24 protein-coding genes are annotated in these 24570 nt (G+C 63.2%); 12 read left to right on the forward strand and 12 right to left on the reverse strand.

The window, feature by feature from the left end:
* The first annotated feature begins 84 nt into the window (after nt 1–84).
* Nucleotides 85–681: a hypothetical protein gene (locus IPK70_15225; protein MBK8228510.1), complete on the forward strand. Its 597-nt coding sequence runs from the start codon at nt 85–87 to the stop codon at nt 679–681.
* 44 nt (nt 682–725) lie between these two features.
* Here IPK70_15225 and IPK70_15230 read toward each other — a convergent pair whose 3' ends face one another.
* From IPK70_15230 to IPK70_15240, 3 genes are all read right to left on the reverse strand, one after another.
* Entirely contained in the window at nt 726–1244 is a 519-nt protein-coding gene (locus IPK70_15230; GenBank protein ID MBK8228511.1) for a hypothetical protein, read from the reverse strand.
* Between the two features lie 152 nt (nt 1245–1396).
* Nucleotides 1397–1756 carry a hypothetical protein gene (locus IPK70_15235; GenBank protein MBK8228512.1) on the reverse strand — a complete coding sequence of 120 codons (360 nt, stop codon included), beginning with the start codon at nt 1754–1756 and terminating at the stop codon, nt 1397–1399.
* A 76-nt stretch (nt 1757–1832) separates the two neighbouring features.
* On the reverse strand, nt 1833–2342 hold the full coding sequence (locus IPK70_15240; protein MBK8228513.1) for a hypothetical protein: 510 nt from the start codon (nt 2340–2342) through the stop codon (nt 1833–1835).
* Nucleotides 2343–3031: 689 nt separating this feature from the next.
* Here IPK70_15240 and IPK70_15245 point away from each other — a divergent pair.
* From IPK70_15245 to IPK70_15255, 3 genes are read left to right on the forward strand one after another with little or no spacing between them, the layout of a single operon-like run.
* A complete protein-coding gene (locus IPK70_15245; GenBank protein ID MBK8228514.1) occupies nt 3032–3853 on the forward strand; it encodes an ion transporter in 822 nt (273 codons plus the stop codon).
* 44 nt (nt 3854–3897) lie between these two features.
* A complete protein-coding gene (locus tag IPK70_15250; GenBank protein ID MBK8228515.1) occupies nt 3898–4368 on the forward strand; it encodes a sporulation protein in 471 nt (156 codons plus the stop codon).
* Between the two features lie 57 nt (nt 4369–4425).
* Nucleotides 4426–4806, forward strand: a complete 381-nt coding sequence (locus IPK70_15255; GenBank protein MBK8228516.1) for a hypothetical protein — start codon at nt 4426–4428, stop codon at nt 4804–4806.
* A 398-nt stretch (nt 4807–5204) separates the two neighbouring features.
* On the opposite strand, the gene IPK70_15260 is transcribed toward IPK70_15255, so the two are convergent.
* Nucleotides 5205–6755, reverse strand: a complete 1551-nt coding sequence (locus IPK70_15260; protein ID MBK8228517.1) for a T9SS type A sorting domain-containing protein — start codon at nt 6753–6755, stop codon at nt 5205–5207.
* 169 nt (nt 6756–6924) lie between these two features.
* On the opposite strand from IPK70_15260, the gene IPK70_15265 reads away from it, so the two are divergent.
* The gene (locus IPK70_15265) at nt 6925–7527 is read left to right on the forward strand and encodes a four helix bundle protein (protein ID MBK8228518.1); all 603 of its coding nucleotides are present in this window, start codon (nt 6925–6927) and stop codon (nt 7525–7527) included.
* A 180-nt stretch (nt 7528–7707) separates the two neighbouring features.
* Here IPK70_15265 and IPK70_15270 read toward each other — a convergent pair whose 3' ends face one another.
* Nucleotides 7708–7917 carry a hypothetical protein gene (locus tag IPK70_15270; protein MBK8228519.1) on the reverse strand — a complete coding sequence of 70 codons (210 nt, stop codon included), beginning with the start codon at nt 7915–7917 and terminating at the stop codon, nt 7708–7710.
* A complete protein-coding gene (gene carB / locus IPK70_15275) occupies nt 7917–10727 on the reverse strand; it encodes a carbamoyl-phosphate synthase large subunit (GenBank protein MBK8228520.1) in 2811 nt (936 codons plus the stop codon). Before carB ends, IPK70_15270 begins: the two co-directional genes overlap by 1 nt.
* Nucleotides 10728–10834: 107 nt before the next feature.
* Between carB and IPK70_15280 the strand changes: the two genes are divergently transcribed.
* From IPK70_15280 to IPK70_15305, 6 genes are all read left to right on the forward strand, one after another.
* On the forward strand, nt 10835–11200 hold the full coding sequence (locus IPK70_15280) for an RNA-binding S4 domain-containing protein (GenBank protein ID MBK8228521.1): 366 nt from the start codon (nt 10835–10837) through the stop codon (nt 11198–11200).
* Nucleotides 11201–11314: 114 nt separating this feature from the next.
* Nucleotides 11315–12841 (forward strand): PDZ domain-containing protein, encoded by a 1527-nt coding sequence (locus IPK70_15285; protein ID MBK8228522.1) that lies wholly within the window; start codon nt 11315–11317, stop codon nt 12839–12841.
* A gap of 54 nt (nt 12842–12895) precedes the next feature.
* Nucleotides 12896–13276, forward strand: a complete 381-nt coding sequence (locus IPK70_15290; protein ID MBK8228523.1) for a phage holin family protein — start codon at nt 12896–12898, stop codon at nt 13274–13276.
* Between the two features lie 111 nt (nt 13277–13387).
* Nucleotides 13388–16159, forward strand: a complete 2772-nt coding sequence (locus IPK70_15295) for a S8 family serine peptidase (GenBank protein MBK8228524.1) — start codon at nt 13388–13390, stop codon at nt 16157–16159.
* Between the two features lie 64 nt (nt 16160–16223).
* The gene (locus IPK70_15300) at nt 16224–16985 is read left to right on the forward strand and encodes a glycosyltransferase family 2 protein (GenBank protein MBK8228525.1); all 762 of its coding nucleotides are present in this window, start codon (nt 16224–16226) and stop codon (nt 16983–16985) included.
* On the forward strand, nt 16972–17964 hold the full coding sequence (locus IPK70_15305; protein MBK8228526.1) for a glycosyltransferase family 9 protein: 993 nt from the start codon (nt 16972–16974) through the stop codon (nt 17962–17964). The genes IPK70_15300 and IPK70_15305 overlap by 14 nt, the downstream gene beginning before the upstream one ends.
* On the opposite strand, the gene IPK70_15310 is transcribed toward IPK70_15305, so the two are convergent.
* The 6 genes from IPK70_15310 to IPK70_15335 are packed head-to-tail and all read right to left on the reverse strand — an operon-like array spanning nt 17927 to nt 23284.
* A complete protein-coding gene (locus tag IPK70_15310) occupies nt 17927–19504 on the reverse strand; it encodes an O-antigen ligase family protein (GenBank protein MBK8228527.1) in 1578 nt (525 codons plus the stop codon). The genes IPK70_15305 and IPK70_15310 overlap by 38 nt on opposite strands.
* A 12-nt stretch (nt 19505–19516) precedes the next feature.
* On the reverse strand, nt 19517–21190 hold the full coding sequence (locus IPK70_15315; protein MBK8228528.1) for a S41 family peptidase: 1674 nt from the start codon (nt 21188–21190) through the stop codon (nt 19517–19519).
* The gene (yidD, locus tag IPK70_15320) at nt 21177–21428 is read right to left on the reverse strand and encodes a membrane protein insertion efficiency factor YidD (GenBank protein ID MBK8228529.1); all 252 of its coding nucleotides are present in this window, start codon (nt 21426–21428) and stop codon (nt 21177–21179) included. The genes IPK70_15315 and yidD overlap by 14 nt, the downstream gene beginning before the upstream one ends.
* Nucleotides 21418–21810, reverse strand: a complete 393-nt coding sequence (locus tag IPK70_15325) for a ribonuclease P protein component (GenBank protein ID MBK8228530.1) — start codon at nt 21808–21810, stop codon at nt 21418–21420. Before IPK70_15325 ends, yidD begins: the two co-directional genes overlap by 11 nt.
* 47 nt (nt 21811–21857) lie before the next feature.
* Nucleotides 21858–22607, reverse strand: a complete 750-nt coding sequence (locus IPK70_15330; protein MBK8228531.1) for a uroporphyrinogen-III synthase — start codon at nt 22605–22607, stop codon at nt 21858–21860.
* Nucleotides 22608–22618: 11 nt separating this feature from the next.
* A complete protein-coding gene (locus tag IPK70_15335; protein MBK8228532.1) occupies nt 22619–23284 on the reverse strand; it encodes a DUF4271 domain-containing protein in 666 nt (221 codons plus the stop codon).
* Between the two features lie 69 nt (nt 23285–23353).
* On the opposite strand from IPK70_15335, the gene IPK70_15340 reads away from it, so the two are divergent.
* Complete coding sequence (locus IPK70_15340; protein MBK8228533.1) at nt 23354–24565, forward strand: acyl-CoA dehydrogenase family protein; 1212 nt, start codon at nt 23354–23356, stop codon at nt 24563–24565.
* Nucleotides 24566–24570: the final 5 nt, after the last annotated feature.

Consider the following 24570-nt stretch of genomic DNA (forward strand, 5'->3'; position numbering starts at 1 on the left):
TGAGCAAAGGTGGGCGGCGGCACGGATATATGACCCAGTGCTCGATAGGTCGGACCTGCCCATCTTCGCACCCGAAGCGCGACCATGAGCGTCCTTATCGAACGCATCCTCGAGCACCTCCATCGGATCGCCAACGATCCCGGTGCTACCCAACAACGCGTGCTCGTCGGTGATCCCCTGGACACCTGGCCAGACTCCTTGTCCTGGGTGCCGGGCGATGTGCAGGAACTGTATCAACGCTGCAATGGCCTGTACGCTTATGTCGACAATACGCGGACCGGGCGGCTCCATGTCATCGCCTTCGATCGTATGGGGTCACCTGACGCATGGGTGACCATGCAGCACGGTTGGCGATCCTGGGGTCATGTACCTGCCGACGCGGTCCGCGCCGGTGCCCCACCGGAAGGCTTTGCACCCGATGACCGCTTCGAACGGGGCATCTACTACTGGAACGCGTTGGACGGTGATCCGCGATTCCGGGATGGTGCGGAGCTGCTCATCTTCTGTGGCGCTTCAGGAAGTGCCCAACTGGTGCTTGAACATGTGCCAGGGCAAGGCTGCCGGTATCTGCTGCAGGACGCCCAGCACTACCTCACCCCTACCAGGGCCCAAGGTCTCACCGCCATCCTTGAACGTGGACTGGAGCTCGAGTTCCAGGATGGCTGGCTGGGGAAAGTCTGAAGGAGGATAAGGAACGGCGGAAGTGCCTGAACCGATCTGCCAGCTCAGAGCACCTGCCCGCGTTGCGTGCGCAGCGCTTCCTGGTAGATCACCGCCGTTTGCGCGAAGTAGGTGAACATGTCCTCCACCTGGAAATTGTCCGGTGCGAACGCGCCGCCCAATGAGGTCGGAGCCTTGATCGCCAGGATCTCGTTCGCCCTCAAGCGCTCACCCCCCTCCGCACGATGCGCACGATAGATGGCGTCGTTCATGAAATTCGGGTAGTGCGTGGGCAGCCAGGTGACCAACCCGTTCAACAACCGCCAATTCTCGTCGCGGTGATAGGACACGCGGATCGGGTCCAGTACGCAGAGCTGGCTTCGCGAGCCGTCCTTCTCCAGGTCCTCGATCACCAGCAGCACACCATAGGCGTTCCGGCCCACCACCAGGCGCGGCACCTCGTCCGGAAGGATGAAACGCCATGACTCCAGCAAGGCATCAGCGCTCACAAGGTCCTCGCCCAGCAGGGAGAAGAAGCCATCGCGGTAATGGCCGCTGCCGAACTCCGCGAGCAGCGTGTTCATGAGCTCCTGGTCCCACGGTCGTGTGAACCGGAGGCGGCAGGGTACGCTCGGGTCCGGCATCCCGTATGCCTGGATGAATGCTTCACCGACTACGCTCATTCCATGCTCTGATCTGCGTTCACTGCGTTGAACGTACTGCCGGGACCTGCACCTCAGCCTGCCGAAGGTCCATGCCTGCGCCACAGCTCCAGCACGATCTTCTGGCACTGGGCCTTGGTCAGTTCCTTGGGTCGGCCGTAGATGTCCACTACGTACTTGTCCATCGGCACCACCTTCGCCTTCTTCAATGCAGCCATCAGCTTCTGCATGCCCACCACCAGGTCCTTGATGCCGCGCGACGAATCGCCGCTCTTGCCGTTGGCGTTCCACGCGATGGTGTTGGTGTAGCTCTGGCCCACGCTCACCTGGGCACGCCCCACTTCCGTGCCGGTCTTCGGGTCGGCGAGGTACACATGGAAGTGCACCGACGCGCGCCCCAAGGCGGCCATCATCTCTTCATCGGTCATTTCCATGGTATGGTGATCGCATACAAACATAAACGTCACCTACCAGACCCGGCGGAGGTTGAGGAGGACACCTTGCGACGGCCTAATTCCAACACCGCTCCGCTTCGCACAAGCGTTCACCCTCGAAGGAGAACGATCGCTCACGACGCGTGTGGCAGATGCGCGTGGGAGGCTTCATCATATGCAGCGGCTCGGTCCATCGGCGTTGCCAGTACCGCTCGTCCACCAGCTCCTTCGGATATTGGGCCGTGCGCTCCACGGTCACGCGCATGGTGTCGTTCGCCCACGACCAGGTGCCTGTGAGCACCGCCGCGGTATCTCCCTTCAGCGACTCGCAGTTGCCGGGCTGCAAGTTCCGCAGCAAGCCCGAACCACGATCCACGAAGATGACCTCCTGGCAGCGGTGATCGGGGAAGAACACCAGAAGGCGTTCCTCATCCGTATAGCCAGCGATGCACTCCCCGTTGGGGCCGTGCATCATGGGATCACCTACCCAGTAGCGGAACTCGCGACCCAGCCACCGCGTGGAGTCCAAGGCAACGGACTGAGCCGATGCGTGCCGTTCCGTTGCGCAGAATAAAGCGATGATCATGAAGCTTCGAGGGAACATGTGCAGCCTGTACACCGTGGAGCACGGTGGGTTCTAGCAAGCGAGCGGAAGAGGCTGATGACGACTCCGCGCCGCAGGGTCCTCGCGCTCCCGGCTCGAGGCCGGGAGCGCGACAGACCCGGCGGAGATCTGACTTGGACGAGGGTCATATCCCACGACGGACGTCACTCCGGTCAAGCGAGGCTATGCGAGCGCGAACCGGAGTCTCACCAATGCCCGCACTCGGTTGTCATTGGTGAGACGCGGGATGGCCGGAACAAGCGATCTGCAATCGCCCAGCCTCCGGCGTGACGCGGGCGGAGATCACCGCTCCGAGCAGCAGGGTCGTCCGATCAATCCCGGCTAAAGGCCCGAGCAGCGGACAGACCCGGCGGAGATCTGACTTGGACGAGGGTCATATCCCACGACGGACGTCACTCCGGTCGAGCGAGGCTTTGCGAGCGCGAACCGGAGTCTCACCAATGCCCACACTCGGTTGTCATTGGTGAGACGCGGGATGGCCGGAACAAGCGATCTGCGATCGCCCGGCCTCCGGCGTGACGCGGGCGGAGGTTTAGGGGACACCCTGGGGAGGTCTTAATTCATCAGGCAACGGCAGGAACCGGTCCGCGGCGGCTTGCGAATCTGAGGGCCCGGATTAGTTTCGGCGCCGCCCAACGCAGCACGTACCCATGCGCTCATTCGCGATCAAGCTCAATCAAGCGAAGTGGTTCGAGTACTTCATCATCGCGGTCATTGTCATCAATTGCGTGCTCATCGGTGTTGAGACCTACGGCACCACGCCGATCATCCACGCCATCCAGCACACCGCGCTCTACATCTTCCTCTTCGAGATCGTCATTCGCTGGCTGGCACGCGAGAGCGTGAAAGCGTTCTTCTCGGATGCGTGGAACATCTTCGACACCTTCATCGTGGCCGTGAGCTTCGTGCCCGAGTCGTGGTTCTCCGATGCCACCATGGTCACCGCGCTGCGCGTGCTCCGCGTGTTCCGCGTGCTGCGCCTGTTGCGCACGGCGCGCGAGATCAAGCTCATCATCTCGGTGCTCGCGCGCTCGTTCAGCACGCTGAGCTACAACGCGCTCTTCTTCCTGATCTTCATGTACCTCTTCGCCATCATCGGCGTCACGCTCTTCAAGCTGCGCGACCCCGCAACGGCGAGCCCGGACATGCTCGCGAAGCTCGAGGTCTATCGTGCCGAGGTGTCAGGACTAGATCCGTACGCGGACCTGAACGAGACCTCCTTCACCCTGTTCCGCGTGCTCACCGGTGATGCCTGGACCGATTTGCGCTACCACTTGGGCAAGGCCAGCGCCATGGGCCTCATCGAAGCATCGCCGCTCGCAGTGACCTCGTACCATGTCGTCTGGTTCGTGCTCTCCGTGTTCCTGCTGCTCAACCTCCTGGTAGGAGCCATCATCAACAACTACCAGATCATCATGGATGAGCATGCCAAGCCATCGAATGAGGAAAAGGCTGGCGCTGCCAAACCCTGACCCACCGCACCTCTAGCATTACCAAACACCAAACACCAGCAACCATGGGATTCTTCAGCAACATCAAGAACAAGCTCGGCATCGGCGGCGTGAAAGTGGATCTGCAATGCCCCGGACAGGTCGCGAAGGCGGATGGCGCCGTCTCCGGCAAGGTCGTGCTCACCACCAAGAGCGACCAGGAAGTGGCAAGCGGGAAAGTGAAGGTGATCGAGGTGTACACCACTGGCCGTGGCGACGACAAGAAGGAGAAGACCTATACGCTGGGAGAGGTGAGCCTGGCCGGCGGGTTCATGCTGAAGACCGGCGAGACGAAGGAGCTTTCGTTCACGGTGCCGTTCAAGATCCTGAAGTCGGACAACGACGAATTGAAGGAGAAGGGCGGCGCGCTGGGCACCATCGGCAAGCTGGGCGCTTTCGCCAACGCGGAGAAGTCCGAGTACTTCGTGGAAGCGGAGGTGGATGTGAAGGCAGCCGCGCTCGATCCCTCGGACAAGAAGCCCATCAAGCTGGTCTGAGCGCCGGTTCGCGACCGCCCATTGCATCAGGCATCCCGAACCGATCACCGCATGGCCATGAAGAGCTCCATCGTTCCAGGGTGGCTCGGCACCCCCTTGCTGCTCGTGCTGTCCATCACCCTGCAATTCTGCAGCAGCTCGAAGAAGGCTGCGTCGACGGACAGGGCGACCGCTGCTGTGCCTGCGGTGTCTTATGCGAAGGACATCCAGCCCATCCTGCAGGAGAAGTGCACGCCGTGCCACTTCCCCGAGACCGGCAGGAAATTGCCGCTGCACACCTACGAGGCGGTGCGAGACAACGCCAAGGACATCCTGCGCCGCGTGCAGCTCCCGCAGGACCACGTGAGCTTCATGCCCTTCAAGAACAAGAAGGCGCCGCTCACCGAGGCCGAGATCAAGCTCATGAAGGATTGGGTCGCGGGCAATATGCCGGGATAGTCGGGCCCGGTCGCACCAGGCATGGGCAGAATCAACCAGGGGCTGGGACACCCTGCGGTGGTAAGACTTGGACGAGGATCATATCCTACGACGGACGTCACGCCGGTCAAGCGAGGCTTTGCGAGCCTGCCTGCGGTAGGCAGGCGCGAACCGGAGTCTCACCAATGCCCACACTCGGTTGTCATTGGTGAGACGCCGGATGGCCGGATCAAGCGATCGGCGATCGCCCGGCCTCCGGCGTGACGCGGGCGGAGATCACGGCCCTGCCTTCGGCAGGCAAGTCCGAGCCGCAGGGTCGTCGCCATCCCGGCTCATGGCCGGGAGCGCGGCAGACCTGTCGGCGGTTCGGCACCATGCAGCGGCCTAGCCCGCGCTTGGTTCGGACACCCCACGGTGTTCTACCGCAGGACGACACGTTGCGAAGTCACCGCACCATTGGCCTGCACGCTGGCGAGGTAAGCACCCGCCGCAAGCGCATCCACAGCGATACGGTCGGTCGGCCCCACGATGCGCTCGTTGATCACGATGCGTCCCTGCGCATCGGTGAGCGTGAAGGTGCTCGCAGGTTCCGCGCCCGAAACGACGATGACGCGCGCGGCCTCATCGAACCACAGGTCCGTGCCTCCTTCCTCCTGTGAGGGCGCCACGCCCAGGGTGCTCGCGGTCAGGCTCAGCACCCAACCGTCCTCGCCGCCGTGCCCGCCGGATACATCGCCGTCGTCCGATGCGGAGATGGCGGCCAGGAAGTAGCCTCCGCCGGGCTTCGGCACCAGGGCGGAGGCACCGTCCTCGCCCGTGCCGCCGTAAGTGGTCTCCCACTCCAAGGTGCCTGCAGCATCCAAATGCACCAGCCAGACATCACCGGCGCCAGCAAGCTCGGTCACATCGCCGTCCGTTGAGGTCGCGAAGCCGGCGATAGTGTAACCCCCATCGTCATCCTGCACGGCCGAATAGCCGCCATCGCTGGTGGTGCCACCCAAGCTTCGCTGCCAATCGATCGCGCCATCCGCATCCAGTTTCACCACCCACATATCATAACTGCCGTGGTTGCCGCTTACATCGCCATCGTTGGAATCGGTGTAACAACTGATCAAGCATCCCCCGTCCGCGGTGAGCAGCACACCGTTGGCGTTGTCCGTTCCGCTGCCGCCTAAACAGCGTTGCCAGGCGAGCACGCCGCTCGCATCCACCTTGATCACCCATGCATCGCTGTTGCCGTGGATGCCGCTCACATCACCATCGTCGGAGGTGGTGTAGCCGGCGGCGATCACGCTGCCATCGGTGGCCGTGGCCATCGCGAAGACCTGGTCGCTCCCCGTTCCGCCGAAGCAATCCTGCCATTCGATGGTACCCGTGCCATCGAGCTTCGCCACCCAGATGTCGAAGCCGCCATTGTACCCGGACACATCGCCATCGTTCGAGCCCGTGGTCCCGGCGACCATGACGCTGCCATCAGCGGCCTCTTGCGCGTATGTGGCTCCGTCGAAGCCGGTGCCCCCGAGCGGCAGCTGCCAGGCGATATCACCATCGCTTTCCAGCTTCACCAACCAGTTGTCCTGGCTGTCATGGGTTCCGCTCACGTCGCCGTCCTCGGCACCCGCGAAGGCGCCAACGATATAGCCCCCATCGCTCGTGGCCGAAATGGAATATCCCAAATCCTCGAAGCTGCTACCCAACATGCGTGTCCATTCCACGCCGCCGGTGGCATCCAGTTTCGCCACGAAGACATCGGAGTAGTCGGGGTTGTGGTTGCCCGTGCAATCACCATCGGATGAGTAGGAGAAACCCACTACCGCACAACCGCCGTCGGATACGGCGGCGATGGAGAGGATGTTGTCCGTTCCGGATCCGCCCAGCGTGCGCTGCCACACGATGGTGGGTTCCTGTGCAAGAACGGAGAGATGGTGCGCGGCGATAACGCAGAACGTGAAGAGGCGTGTTGTGTGCATGCTTCGCCGAAAGTAGAGCGGCGATGCCAAAGACCGCGCGCAGGCGCCGCAGGGTCGTCGCCCAATGCGCGACAGACCCGGCGGAGGTTCGAGAGGACACCCTGCGGCGGCCTACAGGTTTGGGCGGACACCCTGCGGTTATCTGTTCGGTTCCGTTTACTTTGATATCATGCCCGACCGCACCGGCGACAGTAACATCTTCCGCAAGCATGGCGGCTTCGAGAAGCTGCTGAGCTACCAGGTAGCCGAGCTGCTGTACGACATCACGGTTCGCTTCACGCAACGGTATGTCGAACCCGGCAGCCGCACCCGTGACCAGATGGATCAGGCCGCGCGCAGCGGTTCGCGCAACATCGCAGAAGGCAGTGTGTTCAGTGCTACCTCCAAGAAACTGGAGATGAACCTGACCAACGTGGCACGTGCCAGCCTTGTCGAACTGAAGAAGGACTATGCTGCCTTCCTTCGGCAGAAGAAGCTCGCGCTTTGGCCCACTGCAGATCCCATCCGTCAGGAGCTGATCGATGCGCGCTTCAAGACAGCGGATGAAGTGGCGCATTGGGGTGCGCAGGTGCACAAGCGAGCCCCGGGACGTAGCGTGGCCGAGATCGCGGGCAACATCGGACACGCTTATTGCATGGTGGCCATCGGCTTGCTGGACCGGCAACTGGTCACATTGGCCCGCGAGTTCAAGGAGGGCGGCGGCTTCAGTGAGCGGCTGCACAAGGCCCGCTCACAAGCACGTGGCAAGGGCCAAGAGCCCCCGGAGCAATAGCCTAAGGGTGGACACAAGTGGACACGGAGCAGGGTCCGCCGCCTCCGTGTCCACCTGTGTCCACCTGAGCGAGCAGCAGCCTACCTGCTCAAGTACATACTCCGCTCCCCATTCACCTGTCTGAAGAACGGGTCCTTCAGGTCCTTGATGAAGTAGATCGCCTCCCCCGTGCTCTTCACTTCATCTAGACTCTTTCCAGGCATTCACGGGCACATTGAAGCGCTCTTCTCCAAACTCTTTGCACTGTGCAACTGTGTCCAGCACATAGTCATGAGTACACTTCTCTCCTTCGTACACGAAGAAATAGTAACCCAGATCCGGGTTGTCAGAGACAATCTCGAAAGCTAGGCCATCATGTTCGGCCCGTGCAATCAAATCAGGCCGCTCCATCACCGACTGAGGTACATGGAGCGTTCACCGTAAACCTGACGGAAGAAGGGGTCTTTGAGATCTTTGATGAAGTAGATCGCCTCGCCGGTGCTCTTCATCTCAGGCCCCAGGCTTTTGTCCACGTTGGGGAACTTGTCGAAGGAGAACACCGGCACCTTGATCGCGTAGCCATCCAGCCGCGGCTTGAACTGGAAGTCCTTCAGCTTGGCGCCGAGCATGACTTTCGTTGCCCAGTTCACGTAGGGTTCGCCGTAGGCCTTGGCGATGAACGGCACGGTGCGGCTGGCGCGGGGGTTGGCCTCGATCACGTACACCACCTCGTCCTTGATGGCGAACTGGATGTTCACCAGGCCCACGGTGTGCAGGGCCAGCGCGATCTTGTGTGTGTGCTCGCGGATCTGCTGGATCACTTTCTCGCTGAGGTCAAAAGGAGGTAACACCGCATTGCTGTCGCCGCTGTGGATACCGGCGGGCTCGATGTGCTCCATGATGCCGATGATGCGCACCATCTCGCCGTCGCAGATGGAATCGCTCTCCGCTTCGATGGCGCCATCGAGGAAGTGGTCGATGAGGATCTTGTTGTCGGGCATCAGGCGCAGGATGTCGAGCACCTGGTCCACGAGCTCCTCCTCGTTGATCACGATCTTCATCTTCTGGCCGCCGAGCACGTAGCTGGGGCGCACCAGCAGCGGGAAACCGAGCTCGCGGCTCAGCTTCACGGCCTCCTCGGCGTTGTTCACCGCACCGAAGCGCGGGTACGGGATGTTGAGGTCGCGCAGCAGTGAGCTGAAGCGCTCGCGGTCCTCGGCCATGTCCAGCGCGGCGTAGCTGGTGCCGATGATCTTGATGCCGTACTTCTCCAGCTTCTCGGCGAGCTTCAACGCGGTCTGCCCGCCGAGCTGCACGATGACGCCCTCGGGCTGCTCGTGCTGGATGATGTCGTAGATGTGCTCCCAGAACACGGGCTCGAAGTAGAGCTTGTCGGCCGTGTCGAAGTCGGTGCTCACCGTCTCCGGGTTGCAGTTGATCATGATGGTCTCGTAGCCGAGCTCCTTAGCCGCGAGCACGCCGTGCACGCAGCTGTAGTCGAACTCGATGCCCTGGCCGATGCGGTTGGGGCCGCTGCCGAGCACCACGATCTTCTTCCTGTCGCTGCGCACGCTCTCGTTCTCCTCCTCGAAGGTGCTGTAGTAGTACGGCGTCTTCGCGGGGAACTCGCCGGCGCAGGTGTCCACCAGCTTGTACACGCGCTTGATGCCGAGCTCGTTGCGCTTCTTGTACACCTGGCTCTCCAGGCAGCCGAGCAGGTGTGCGACCTGTCTGTCCGCATAGCCCTTCTGTTTCGCTTCGAAGAGCAGATCGCGCGGGATGGTGTCGAGCGTGTACTTCTCCACTTCCTTCTCGGTGAGGATCATGTCCTCGATCTGCTTCAGGAACCAGATGTCGATGCGCGTGAGCTCGTGGATCTTGCTGAAGGGAATGCCCAGCTTGATCGCGTCGTACACGTGGAAGAGGCGGCTCCAGCTCGGGTTGGCAAGACTTTCCAGCAGCACGGCGGCATCGCGCGTCTCCTTGCCGTCGGCGCCCAGGCCGTTGCGCTTGATCTCCAAGCTCTGACAGGCCTTCTGCAGCGCTTCCTGGAAACTGCGGCCGATGCCCATCGTTTCGCCGACGCTCTTCATCTGCACACCCAGGCGACGGTCGGCCCCTTCGAACTTGTCGAAGTTCCAGCGCGGCACTTTCACGATCACGTAATCGAGCGTGGGCTCAAAGAAGGCGCTGGTGCCGGTGATGGGGTTCTCCAGTTCATCCAGGCGGTAACCGATGGCGAGCTTGCTGGCGATCTTGGCGATGGGGTAGCCGGTGGCCTTGCTGGCGAGCGCGCTGCTGCGGCTCACACGCGGATTGATCTCGATGGCATAGATCTCCTCCTTCTCATCGGGGCTCACGGCGAACTGCACGTTGCAGCCGCCGGCGAAGTCGCCGATGGCACGCATCATCTTGATGGCCTCGGTGCGCATGCGCTGGTAGGTGCGATCGCTGAGGGTCATAGCCGGCGCCACGGTGATGCTGTCGCCGGTGTGGATGCCCATCGGATCGAAGTTCTCGATGGAGCAGATGATGGTGACGTTGTCGTCCTTGTCGCGCAGCAGCTCCAGTTCGTACTCCTTCCAGCCGAGCAGCGCCTTGTCGATCATCACCTCGTGGATGGGGCTGATCTGCAGGCCGTGCTTGAGCAGCTTGTCGAACTCGGCGGGGTCCTTCACGAAGCTGGCGCCCGCACCACCGAGCGTGTAGCTCGCGCGGATCACCAGTGGGAAGCCGAACTCCTGCGCCACCTTCTTTCCTTCGAGGAAGCTGGTGACGGTCTTGCTGGGCGCCATGGGCACGCCGATGCGCTCCATCAGCAGGCGGAACTGCTCGCGGTTCTCGGTGATGTCGATGGCCTTGGTGTCCACCCCGATCATGCGCACGCCGTACTGCTGCCAGATGCCGAGCTTCTCGCATTCGATGGCGAGGTTGAGCGCGGTCTGTCCGCCCATGGTGGGCAGCACGGCGTCGATCTTGTGCTTCTGCAGGATCTCCTCGATGCTCTGCGTGGTCAGCGGCTTCAGGTACACGTTGTCGGCCGTGACCGGGTCGGTCATGATGGTGGCGGGGTTGCTGTTGATCAGCGTGACCTCGATGCCTTCGTTGCGGAGGGAGCGGCTGGCCTGGGAGCCGGAATAGTCAAACTCGCAGGCTTGACCGATGACGATCGGACCGCTCCCGATCAGGAGGACCGATTTGATGCTGGAATCTTTGGGCATGTCCGGATGGTATCCGGGCCGCGAAGCTACCCCGCCATCGGGGCCGGAAAGGGAATGTGGAAAAGGAGGGGGGATCGTGGAGAAAAGCGGCCCTTACTTCACGCCCCGTGCGCATCGACAAATTCCTCTGGTGCGTGCGCCTCTTCAAGACGCGCAGCCTCGCCACCGACGCCGTGCGCCGCGAGCAGGTGCAGGTGAATGGCCGCGTGGTGAAGCCTTCCGTGGAGGTGAAGCCCGGCGACCGCATCGCCCTGCGCGAGCCCCCGATCTGGCGGAGTTGGGAGATCCTGGCATTGCCCGCATCGCGGGTTGGCGCCAAGCTGGTTCCAGGCCTGATGGCTGAGCGCACCGCATTCGAGGACTTGGAGAAGCTGGAGTTGGCCCGCCTGGTGAAAGCGCAGAACCGACCAGCAGGGGAGGGCCGGCCCACGAAACGCGACCGCCGCGACATGGACCGCTTCACCGGGGAGTGATCCGTTGGCCCCGGTGTCAACCATCCGCCCCGCCGCTTAACGTTCTTTCAAGTTCCGGCGGAACAATTCGGCTCGGAGCGCGGATAGCTTGGCGGCACTTCAAACCGAAACGCCATGTTCAAGACCTTCCTCTTCCTTCCGCTGGCCTCCGTGATCGGCTTGCAGCAAGAGCCTCAGGTGCCGGTGCCCGACCGCAAGTTGCGCATCGAAGTGGTGACCACCGAGAACGGCGAGACCAAGCGCGTGACCAAGGAGTTCGACGCCAACGACGATGCGCAGATGCAAGAGGCCCTGCGTGAACTCGGCGTGCTCAATCATATGAAACTCGGGGACGGCGAGGGCGACATCACGATCGATATCCGCGGCTTCGGCGATGGCGAGGACGCCGATATGTTCATGCGCATGGCGCCCATGGCACCGCTCGCACCCATGCCGCCCGACGCGCCCATGGCCTTCATCGGTGAGCCCTCGGCGTACTTGGGCGTGAGCACGCGCAACCTGAACGACGAGGACAAGAAGGGCAAGTCAGCGGTGAAGCAAGGAGCCGTGGTGATCGAAGTGGTGGAGGGGACCCCTGCCGCGGAACTGGGTTTGAAAGAGGGCGACATCATCGTTGAATTGGACGACCAGACCGTGGATGGTCCGGAAAGCCTTGTGGAGCTGGTGCGCTCGCACGAGCCCGGTGACGAGGTGAAGGTGGAGTGGCTCCGTGCCGGCAAGGCCATGAAGGGGAGCGCGAAGCTGGCCGAGCGGAAGTCCGAGTCGTATGCCTTCCGATTCGATGGCGAATCGTTGAAGGAATTGGAGAAGCTCGGTGAGTTGCAGGAGCTCAGCGAGCTGGGCAAGCTGGGCGAGATGGGCTCATGGAGCAGCGAGAAGCGCGCCTTCCTTGGCGTAACGCCCGGCGATGAGGAGGACGAGCAGGACGGCGTCGTGATCGGCAGTGTGGAAGAGGGCAGCGCCGCGGAGAAGATGGGCTTGAAGGCCGGCGACCGCATCACGGCGATCAACGGCGAGGCCGTGGCCGACTTCGATGCCTTGGCCGAGCGCATCCGCGCGATGAAGCCCGGCGATCAGGTCACCGTCACCGCACAGCGCGACGGACAAGCGCAGGAACACACGGGCGCGCTCGGCGAGCGTGAGATGCGCGCCTACTTCAAGGGAAATGATGGCATGCAAGGCTTCCAGTGGAACGGCACCGATGAACGCTCGCGCGATGAGCTGCGCCGTGAGATGGATCAGCTGCGCCGCGAGATGGATGAATTGCGCCGTGAGCTGGGTAAGGACATCCGCCGCGAAGTGCGCGTGCGCGTGGAGGCCCGGAAGCTGAGCGAGGAGGAGAAGGCCGTGCTGCGCAAGAAGGGCGTGGCGGTTGACAAGGAACTTCCGTTGGAGGAATTGCGCGCCTTCCCGAATCCGAGCAATGGCTTCTTCCGCGTGCAGTTCGACATGCCCGAGCGCGGCGACCTCACCGTTGATGTTCACGACGCCAAGGGCGAGCGCGTTTACCAGGAGCGCATCGTGGGATTCAAAGGGCGTTACGAGCGCACGCTCGACCTGAGCGACCAATCCAGCGGCAGCTACTTCATGGTGATCGGGCACGGCGGCCGCGCGGCGACGGTGAAGTTGGTGAAAGAGTGAGCCGCAGCCGGGTCCATGGGAAGGGGCCGAGAGGCCCTTTCCTATTTTTCACCCATGAATGTCCTGCTCCGCATCCTCATCGGCACCATTGCGGTGCTCGTGGCCGACCTGCTCCTGCGCGGGGTCGCCCTCGGCGACATGGAAACCACCAATGGCCTGCTCACGGCCATCCTCACCGCCGCCGTGCTGGCCCTGCTCAACGCGTTCCTCAAGCCGATCCTCATCCTCTTCACCCTGCCCATCACCTTGCTCAGCCTGGGCCTTTTCCTCTTGGTGATCAATGCCGGGTTGGTCATGCTCGCCGATAACCTCGTGCCCGGCTTCGAGATCGATGCGCCACGCTTCTGGTGGGCCTTGGGCTTCAGCCTCATCGTGTCCATCGTGCAGGGCATGCTCAGCCGCATGGACCGCAAGCCTTCGGAAGGGAAGGCCTGAGGAACCCATCGGCCTTCCAAGCACATCCGTCAGGCGGGTGCCATACTCTGTCCCGGCCACCCCAGCGTGAACCATCGGCCCCCTAAGTTTGTCCTGAACCAGCCCCAGACCATGAACCGTTCCCTGACCCTTTGCCTTTCGGCCTCCCTTCTCATCGGCTCAGCCAGCGCGCAGCTCAATGATACCGAGTACATCCCCGGCGACCTGCTGGTGATGACCCAGCCCGGCGCCGACCCTTACGCCATTGCCCGTGACCTCTCGACCCTTGACGATCAGCCCACCGGCATGAAGGTGGTCGAGGAGGTGAGCCCAGAGATGCGCGCTTGGCTCCTGCGCTTCGATCCCGCGCTGCAGACCCAGTGGACCATGCTGCGCGCCGTGAAGGAGCACCCCGGCATCCTGCTCGCCCAGAACAACCACGTGGTGAAGGAGCGCAATGTGCCGAACGACGCCCAGTACGATCAGGTATGGCACCACCAGAACATCGACAGCGAAGCGGCGTGGGACATCACCACAGGAGGTGTCACGGCCACGGGCGATACCATCGTGGTCTGCATCATCGAGAACGCCGACCTCACCCACCCGGACCTCGCTGCCAACGCGTGGCTCAACTACGATGAGGTCCCTGGCAACGGCATCGACGACGACGGCAATCAGTACGTCGATGACCGCCGCGGCTGGAACACGCCGAACAACAACGACAACGTGTACAGCGGCAGCCACGGCACCCAGTGCGCGGGCATGGTGGGCGCCGTGGGCAACAACAGCCTCGGCGTGGTGGGCGCCAATTGGAACGTGAAGATGATGCCCGTGAACTACGGGGGCACGAGCGAGAGCGCTGTGGTGGCGGCCTACACCTACCCCTTGCGCATGCGCCGGCTCTATGCCAGCAGCAACGGCGATCGCGGCGCCTTCGTGGTGGCCACCAGCGCCAGCTGGGGCATCGATGGCGGACAGCCTTCCAACTCGCCGATGTGGTGCGCCATGTTCGATACGCTCGGCACGGCGGGCATCCTGAACTGCGGCGCCACCGCCAACAACGCCGTGAACGTGGACGTGGTGGGCGATCTGCCAACGGCCTGCGGCAGCGATTACATGATCAGCGTCACGGCCACGGACGTGAATGACACGCGCACCTTCAGCGCGTGGGGCCTCACCACCATCGATGTGGGCGCTCCAGGTTCCAGCGTGCGCACCACCAGCATCGGCGGCGGTTACGGCAACACCAGCGGCACCAGCTTCGCCACGCCGCTCACCGCAGGCGTCATCGGCCTGATGTACAGCGCGCCCTGCCCCAGCTTCATGGGCCTGGTGAACGCCGATCCCGTGCAAGGCGCCCTGTACATCCGCACCAAGCTCTTCGCGGGCGTGGAGCAGGTGGGCAATCTCCCGGGCAACACGGTAACCGGCGGGCGCATCAGCGCGGGCAACAGCCTGCAGCTGATCATGAACGAATGCAGCTCCTGCCCCGCGCCATTCGGCGGTCAGGCCACGCGCCAAGGCTCGGACGGCACCTACACCTGGGTGAGCAGCGCCAGCCTCTTCACCGTGCGCTATCGCGCGGTGGGCACCACCGATTGGACCGTGATCAGCAACGTGGATGAAGCCACCGTGACCGTGAGCGGACTCGATCCCTGCCTGGCCTACGAATTCCAAGTGGAGGCCGAGTGCAGCGGCGAGTTCAGCGGCTTCTCGCAGACCACCGTGCTGCAAGGCCCGCCGAGCACCGCGCCCGCGATCACCCCCAGCGGGTTCACCACCTTCTGCGCGGGATCGCCCTTCACGCTCACCAGCAGCATCGCGAACGACATTTCCTGGAGCTCCGGGCAGACCTCTGCGAGCATTACCCCCACCGTGAGCGGCACGTACACCGTCACCTTCGACAACGGCTGCGGCACCCTCACCTCGGCGCCTGTGGAGGTCACTGTGCTGGATGAACCCGCAGCACCTGCATCGAGCGATGTGCAGCTGCCCGGTCCCGGAACCGCCACGCTGAACGCCACCGGCAGCAACATCACTTGGTACGATGCCCCCGCCGGAGGCAATGCCGTGGGCAGCGGCAACAGCTGGGAAACCCCCTTCCTGAACGCAACCACCAGCTACTGGTGCTCCGCGGCCAACACCAATGGCGTGGTGAGCAGCTATGGCGCGAAGACGAACAACACCACCAGCGGACAGTACCATACCAACAGCAACAATTACCAGCTCTTCACGGCCAATCAGGTCTTCAGCATCCGCAGCGTGAAGGTCTACGCGAATGCTGCAGGCAATCGCACCTTCGCTCTCGTCGATGCGACCGCGAACGTGATCCAGCAGGGGACCTTCAGCGTCCCGAATGGCGAGAGCCGGGTGAACCTGAACTTCGTGGTGCCTGGTCCTGGCAATTACGGACTGCGGCTGACCGGGAACACGGTGGGCCTCTGGCGTGATGGCGTGGGCAGCGCGCAGGCCTATCCTTACGCTTTGGGCGCATACGGCAGCATGACGGGCAGCAGCGCCACGGGCGGCAACGCCACCGCGTATTACTACTTCTTCTACGATTGGGAGGTGAGCCTTCCTTATGTGGCCTGCGAGAGCGACCGCGTGCAGGTCACCGTTGAACTGCCGCAGGGTGTCGAGGAGCAGCAGAGCGGGGGCGTGCGCGTCTTCCCGCAACCTGCCGATCGCGACGTCTTCGTGGATGTGACCGGCGATCTCGCCCAGGGCCGTCTCAGCTTCGAGCTGATCGATGCCACGGGCCGCCAGGTGCTCGCCAAGCGGATCGAGAACGGCCGTGCGACGATCACGACTGCTTTCCTGGCCAATGGCCTTTACGGCTACCGCATCGTGCGCGATGGGGAAGCCGTGCGCACCGGACGCATCATCGTGGAGCATCTGTATTGATCCTTGCCGATTCGCTGCCGGGGCGTTGGAGCATGGCTCCGGCGCCCCGGCTTAGCTTTCCGCCGTGCCCATCTCAGCGGTCATCATCACGCGCAACGAAGAGCGCAACATCGATCGCTGCCTCCGTTCCCTGCACGGCATCGCCGATGAGGTGATCGTCGTGGATGCGGAGAGCACCGATGCAACGCGGGAGATCGCTGGCAGCCACGGTGCGCGGGTGCATGTTCGGCCCTGGACCGGATACAGCGATCAGAAGAACTTCGCCAACGGCCTCGCGCAGCACGATCACATCCTCTCCCTTGATGCCGATGAGGCGCTCAGCGAAGCGCTGCGCGAAGACCTGCTTCGGCGCAAGCGCGAGGGTCTCTCGGGAGCCTTCCGGGTGAAGCGCCTCACGAATTACTGCGGCCATTGGGTGCGTCACGGCGGCTGGTACCCCGATGCCAAGGTGCGCCTGTTCCCGAAGGAGGGCACGGTGTGGCAGGGGGACCATGTGCACGAAGAGCTCGTGCTCCCGCTGGGCTGCACGGTCACGGAGCTGCACGGGGACCTGCTCCATTACAGTTACCATAGCGTGCAGGACCATTTGGAGCGCATCGAGCGGTACAGCACGCTCCATGCGCGGGCGTTGCATGCGCGCGGCAAGCACGCGCCGCTATGGAGACTCTGGCTGGCGCCGGCATTCAAGTTCGTGCAGGGCTACCTGCTGCTGCTCGGCTTCGTCGATGGCTGGGCCGGTTGGAGGATCGCTTGGCTCAGCGCGCGCGCGGTCAGGTTGAAGTACAGCAAGCTGCGTCAATTGCAGGTGAGGGATGCGCAAGCCTGAGCACATCATCATCAGCCGCACGGACAGCATCGGTGATGTGATGCTCACCCTGCCCATGGCCGGATTGATCAAGGAGCGCATGCCGGGCACGCGCATCACATTCATCGGAAGGCGTTACACCTTGCCCGTGCTGGCCTGCTGCGCGCATATCGATCAGGCCATCGCATTGGAGGAGCTGCATGATGTCGGTGACCATGCTGCCGTGATCCGGTTGCGCAAGCTCGGAGCGGACTCCATCCTGCACGTGTTCCCGCGGCGCGATGTCGCTGCATGGGCCAGGCACGCTGATATCCCCATGCGCATCGGCACCAGCCACCGGTGGTGGCACTGGCTCACCTGCAACGAGCGGGTCTCCTTCAGTCGCAAGCGCAGCGACCTGCACGAAGCGCAACTGAACCTCAAGCTGCTCGCGCCGCTCGGCCTGGAAGAAACGCCCAGCCTTCAGCGGCTTGCTTCACTCGCCGGATTCACGCCGCCTCCTCCAGATGAGATCGTGCGAGGGCTGCTCCGCCCTGGCTTTCGGCACGTGATCCTGCATCCGCTCTCGCAGGGCAGCGCGGTGGAATGGGGCCTCGATCGCTTCACCGCGCTCATCGCCAGGCTCGACGCCTCGCGCAACCGGGTGATCATCACGGGCACCGCAGCCGAGGCGGAGCGCTACAGGCCGATGCTCTCGGGTACGGGGCCGCATGTGATCGATGCAGGCGGCAAGCTGCGGCTCGACCAGCTCATCGCCTTGGTCGGCGCGTGCGATGCGCTGGTTGCTGCGAGCACAGGACCGCTGCACATCGCCGCCGCGTGCGGCATCCGCGCGATCGGGCTCTATTCGCCGAAGCGTCCGATCCATCCGGGCAGGTGGGGGCCGATCGGCGCCGATGCATATGCCCTGGTGGCGCCCGATGCGGACCCCGCCGGTGAGGCGCTCGCGCACATCGGCGCCATCACGCCTGAGATGGTGCTTCGGGCGCTGGAGCGATGAGCTCATCGCGTGGCGCTGCGAAAACGAGCAGCGCATAGAAGAGCGCGAAGAAGGTGGCCCCGGCCTGGGTCTCGATGGTATCGTCGGTGAGGCACGATACGCCGAAGGCTATCGCCCAGGCGATGAACAGCGGGTCGCGCCAGGCGCCCATCCTCCAAGCGGGCCAGCACCACGTGAAGAGCGACCATGCGAGGCCAAGGATGCCGAAGGAGATCCACAAGGTGAGGTATTGGTTGTGCGCGCGCAGGCGCCATTGCGGCGCGAGCCTGCTGCGCGTACGGTCGTAGTGCATGGCGAAGGCTCCGGGAGTATCACCGGTGCCCACGCCGATGAGCCAATTCGCGCGCGCGATGGCCCAGCCTGCGCGCAGGAATTCGATGCGCATGGCCACGGAATGGCCACCGGCCTGGCCGGTGGAGCGGTACTGATCCAGTTCGAACAGCACCTCATCCACGCGGGCGCTCAGCGATCCTTGCCGATGATGCGCGCTCGGCACGCCTTGCTCGATCGCCAGCACATCCTCGTCGGTGAGCGCCATCACGCCGAGGCTGTCCTTGCGAAGGCCTTTCGAGGAGAGGTAACGCGCCACGGTCGAGAGCAGCGGATGGCCCAAGCCATCCTGGCTGTAGAGCCCGTGCTTGCTGCGCATCCGCCAAGCCCGATCCAGCTCTCCCCAGGCCACATAGGTCCACACGTGCGTCCCGTTCTCGGTCTGCGTGCTCAGGGTGTCGTGGCTGTACAGCTCGCCGCCTGCGCTTCGCGCCTCCAATGCCGCGGCATCAGGAACGGAGCGCGCGTGCCAAGCCGTTCGGACCAAGGACATGGGCGCGATGGCCGTTGCAAGGAGCACGGCACGGATCATCCAGCGCACGGCAGCCGGCCGTGCCGCGGTGAGCTTCCATGCAGCCATCAGGCCCATGAGAGCCAGGATCACGAAGCCCTGGATGCTGCCCAGCCGGGCAAGCAGGTAAATGGCGACCAAGGTTCCCAGCACATGGGCTGCGATCTGCCAGGCGGATTTCGGCAGGCGCCAGAGCAGGACCGCAACGGCCATGCAGAGCAGCAGCGCTAGGCGAATGTGGCTGATGAACATGGAGAGGCCGCGGTAATCCTCGGCGCGCGCACCGCTGAACAGCAGCCCGAACACGCCGCACAGGATCGCGCTCCAGGCGCCCAAGCGAAGGACAACGAGGAATTCAGCTCTGCTCAACCGGTCACTGCCGCTGAGGATCGCGCCGAGCACGAGCACCGGTGCCAGGATCCGGCAGAGGTCGAGCCCCCAACCGAGGTCATCCGTCCACAAGAGGCCAGCAAGGTGCAAGAGGAAGAAGGACATGAAGGCCAGCGCGGGTGCGCTGGTCATCGATCGCCATCGCTGCCTCCAGTCACCATGCACGAAGCCGCTCGCTAACCAGTTCGCGGCGAGCAGCATCTGCGCCATGCTCAGGAAGGCCGTGCTCCAAGGAAGGAATATGGCGCACAGGGCCAATGCGGCCGCATGCGTGCGCCGGAATGCGATGCGCAGGCCGTTATGCGCCATCGCGGCCAGCGGCTAGTTCTTGGTGCCGGCGAGGATGGGCGCCACGCCTCCTGAGGCGAAAAGGTCGATGGCCTTCTTCACGTACGGATCGGTGCCCATGGCGGCTTTGGCCCTGCCCGTCTGGAAATGGTACCGCGCCACGATCTCGTTGCGCAGCACTTCCTCGATGTCGGCGCGGAAGCGGGCAAGGTCCTCGGTCCGGTCTGGCGCGAGCTCTTTGCGCAGCGCTTCGAGCTCGTCCTGCGCATGATCGAAATAGCGCTCCTTCTTCACTTTCTCTGTCAGCTCGGTGAGGGCTTCCATGCTCTCCGAGTCGTAATCGAATGGCTTGTCCTTGACGAAGTCCATGAAGGACCTGTACAGCGCATCGGTGATGGTGAACTCCTCAGCAGGCCCGATCTCGGGATGCTCCAACCGGTGCTTGGTGGCGAAGTCGAAGAAAAGGTCGGCCTCGAACAAGCCCCCGACCACCTTGGCCAGTTCAGGTTCCATCACTTCCAGGTCGGGCATGATGCCGCGGCCCTCTTCGACCTTACGGCCGTTGAGGGTCTTGAAGGCGGCGCTCTCCACCACCTTCACCTCGGTCGCTTTGCCCGTGCTGTCGCGGTGCGCGTAGTCCAGTTTCTGGATGCAGCGGCCACTGGGGATGTAGTACTTGGCCACGGTCACCTTGAGCTTGCTGTTGTAGATCAGGTCCTTGGTCTGCTGCACCAGCCCTTTGCCGTAAGTGCGGTCGCCGATGATCACCGCGCGGTCGAGGTCCTGCAAGGCACCGCTCACGATCTCGCTGGCGCTGGCGCTCTGGCCATCAACGAGCACCACCAGCGGGATCTCGCTGTCAACGGGATCGCTCAAGGTCTTGTAGGTCTTGTCCCATTCGCTGATGCGGCCGCGGGTCTCCACCACCAGCTGGTTCTTCGGCACGAAGAGGTTCACGATGCTCACCGCTTCGCGCAGCAGGCCGCCACCGTTGCCGCGCAGGTCTAGGATGAGCCGCGTGGCGCCCTGCTCCTTCACTTCCTTCAATGCCGCGCGCACATCGGCGCTGGCGGTCTGGGTGAAGGCGTTGAGCTTGATGTAGCCTACATGGTTCGCTTGGTCCACGATGCCTTTGTAGGGCACATCGGGGATCTTGATCTCCTCGCGCGTAAGGGTGTGCGCGCTGGCATTGCCGTTGCGCTGCATGATCAGCTTCACCGTGGTGCCGCTCTGGCCTTTGAGGAGCTTGCTCACCTCGTCGGTGTTCATGCCGGTCACCTTGCGGCCGTCCACTTCGATGATCTCATCGCCGGCCCAGATGCCCGCCTTCATGGCCGGGTAGTTCTCATAGGGCTCGCTCACCACCACCAGGTCGCCCTTGCGCTTGATCAAGGCGCCGATCCCGCCGTACTGCCCCGTGGTCTGGAAGCGGTAGTCCTCGATGTCGCTCTCGGGGATGTACTGGGTGTACGGGTCGAGCGAGCTGAGCATCGCATCGATCCCGGTCTTCATCAGCTTGCCGGGCTGCGTGTCGTCCACGTAATAGATGTTCAGCTCCTTGTACAGGTCGGTGAACACCTCGAGGTTCTTGCCGATCTCGAAGTAGTTGTCGCCAGCGGCGATGGTGAATGCGCCGGCCAGGCCGATGGCTGAAGCGGCGGTCCAGGTGCGCCAGCGCGGCGCGCGCGAAGTGCTACGCGTGTTCATGTCTCTCGTGTGATTCGGGAACGGGGTCGTGTCCATGACCGCCCCATGGGTGACAAGATAAGAAGCGCTTGAGGGTGAGCCAGCCACCGCGGAAGGCGCCATGGCGGCGCAGGGCGAGCAATCCGTACTCCGAACAGCTCGGGGTGTAACGGCATGCTCCGGGGAGCAAAGGCGACACTGCGCCCTGGTAGATGCGAACCAAGGCGATCAACGGCAGGGCGAGCGCTTTAGACACCATGCTGGTCCATCCAACGGTCTAGCGCGCGCGTTAGTCTGAGCCGCGTCTCGGAAAAGGTGATGGGCGCCCGGCCCTGGAAGATGAAGAGCCATGCGCACTGCTGCTCGCGCGCGGCGAGCGCCTTGAGGTGGCTGTGCTTGTGCATGCGGTAGGCTTCGCGCATCAGGCGCTTCATGCGGTTGCGGTCCACCGCGCGCTTCAGATTGCGGCTGGGAACAGCGAAGGCCACCTGGGCTGGAGCGAGGGTGGGGAGCTCCATGCGCTTGCCCACCAGCCGTATGGGGGCCTCATTCACGGACTTGCCCGTGGTGACCAGTTCCTTCATGCGCAGGCGACCGCATAAGCGCTCGCTCTTAGGGAAGGTATGCCGCTGCTCTGCCATGGATGGCGATCGGATACGCGAGCGGTGCGCAAGGTGACGGACCGCTCCTACTTCTTCTTCGCCTCGCGCTTGATGAAGAGCTCCATGGCGCCGGTCATGCTTGGCGCTTCCGGCAAAGGGGCTTGCAGGTCAAGGCGGAAGCCGTTGTCCACCACCGCTTTTGCAGTGGTGGGCCCGAAGGCAGCGATGAACACGCCGTTCTGCTTGAATTTCGGGAAGTTCTTCTTCAGGCTCTCGATGCCGCCCGGGCTGAAGAACACGAGCATGTCGTAGTCGAGCTCCTTGATGTCGCTGAGGTCGCTCGCCACGGTCCGGTAGAACACCGAGTTCGTGTATTTCACGCCAACCCGGTCGAGCAGCTCTGGGATCTCCGCTTTCTGGATGTCGCTGCAGGGCACCAGGTACTTCTCGTCCTTGTGCTTCTTGATCACATCAACGAGGTCACTGAAGCTCTGCTTGCCGATGAAGACCTTGCGCTTGCGGTAAACGATGTACTTCTGAACGTAGTAAGCCACGCTCTCGCTCACGCAGAAGTACTTCATCGATTCAGGCACGGTGATCCGCAGCTCCTTGCACATGCGGAAGAAATGGTCCACCGCGTTCCGGCTCGTTAGCACGATGGCCGAATGGTCGAGGATGTTGATGCGCTCCTGGCGGAAGTCCTGCCCGGCCACCGGCTCGATCTTGATGAATGGCCGGAAATCGATCTTCAGGTTGAGCTTGCGCGAGAGCTCATGGTAGGGGGACTTCTCGTCCGTGGGCGCGGGCTGCGAAACGAGGATCCGTTTGATCTTCAAGGCCAGGCAGCTTAGGAGAGTTGGGCAGGGCTGTTCAGGAGGGCGTCAAGCGCGAGCGCCAAGGGTCCGATTTCAGCGGCGCAAATGTAGAGCAGAATATAGCGCACCGGCACCCCCTCGCCTAGCCCGATCAGCGCCCCTCGCAACCATCGGTAGAGAAGGCCGATGCCCAGGAGGCCAAGGCCGATGGCGATCAGCCAATCGCGCGTCTCGGGCCGGTAAGCGGCCACCATCGTTATAGGGAGCGCCACGATGCCCAAGGCCGCATGCAGCAATGCGCCGGTGTAGATGTACTCGGTTATCCCGGTATCCGTCCTGGCGATCCATGCGACCAGCTGAAGAAGCAGTGCCTGGGCCAGGAGTGCAGCGGCCACAGCGAGGAATATCACCCAATACGCGGGGGCTTGCCCATGGAAGACCATGGCGGCCTGCCAAAGCAGCATGGCGATGGCGGCCACCGCTACCGCCAGCAGCCCGAGCACGTTACGGTCGCTCGTGTCCACCTCCTCACGCAGGGTCTGCTGGCCCAGGCGCGCCCTGAATGCGGCTTGCCGCAGCACCCGCCATTTGCGCGGCGAACCGATGTTCACCGTGGCCAGCACCAAGAGGCAGCTCAGGAACACGCCGCTGGCCCACATGGCCGTGAGCGGATCGAAGAAGCGCGCTTCGCCTTGCATCGGCGCCAAAGGTATCCGGGGCACCGCCGCCGGGTCGCTGCCTACTTTCGCGGCCCGCACAGCATCGCCATGAGCACCACCACCGCACAACCGAAATCCGCTACAGATCTGTTCCAGAGCCACGACCACTACCTTGTTGATGAGCTGCTGACCGAGGAGCACAAGCTGATCCGCGACACCGCGCGCAAGCATGTGAGCAAGCATTTGAAGCCGATCATCGAGGAGCGCTTCGAGCATGCCAGCTTCAGTGCGGACATCATCCCTGGCCTCGCTGAGATCGGTGCATTCGGCCCCATGGTGCCTGCCGATTACGGCGGCATGGGCCTCGATCAGATCAGCTATGGGCTCATCATGCAGGAGATCGAGCGCTGCGATAGCGGCTTGCGCAGCCTCTGCAGCGTGCAGGGCTCACTGGTCATGTACCCGATCTGGAAGTACGGCAGCGAGGAGCAGAAGAAGAAGTGGTTGCCGCAGATGGCCCAAGGCAAGAAGATCGGCTGTTTCGGGCTCACCGAGCCCGATCACGGCAGCAATCCAGGTGGCATGGTCACCGTGTTCCAGGACAAGGGCGACCATTACCTGCTCAACGGCGCCAAGATGTGGATCAGCAATAGCCCCCTGGCCGATGTGGCCGTGGTGTGGGCGAAGGCCGAGAACACTGAAGGCCGGATCCATGGCTTGCTCGTGGAGCGCGGCATGGAGGGCTTCACCACGCCAACCACCCACGGAAAGCTCTCGCTCCGCGCCAGCCCGACTGGTGAACTGGTCTTCGACAATGTGAAGGTGCCCAAGGCCAACTTGCTGCCCCACAAGAGCGGTCTCGGTGCCCCGCTCGGCTGCCTGGACAGCGCGCGCTACGGCATCGCTTGGGGCACGCTAGGCGTGGCCATGGAGTGCTATGACACGGCCCTGCGCTACAGCAGGCAGCGCATCCAGTTCGGCAAGCCCATCGGTGGCTTCCAGCTCACGCAGAAGAAGTTGGCCGAGATGATCACCGAGATCACCAAGGCGCAGCTGCTCACATGGCGCTTGGGCGTGCTGCGCAATGAAGGCCGCGCCACCACGGCGCAGATCAGCATGGCCAAGCGGAACAACGTGCACCTGGCGCTCACCGTGGCCCGCGAAGCGCGGCAGATCCTCGGCGGCATGGGCATCACCAATGAGTATCCCATCATGCGCCACATGATGAACCTGGAGAGCGTGGTGACCTACGAGGGCACGCACGACATCCATTTGCTCATCACCGGGCAGGAAGTCACGGGCATCGCGGCGTTCAAATAGCGCCC

It is taken from the genome of Flavobacteriales bacterium, from assembly GCA_016712535.1.
Lineage (GTDB): Bacteria > Bacteroidota > Bacteroidia > Flavobacteriales_F > PHOS-HE28 > PHOS-HE28.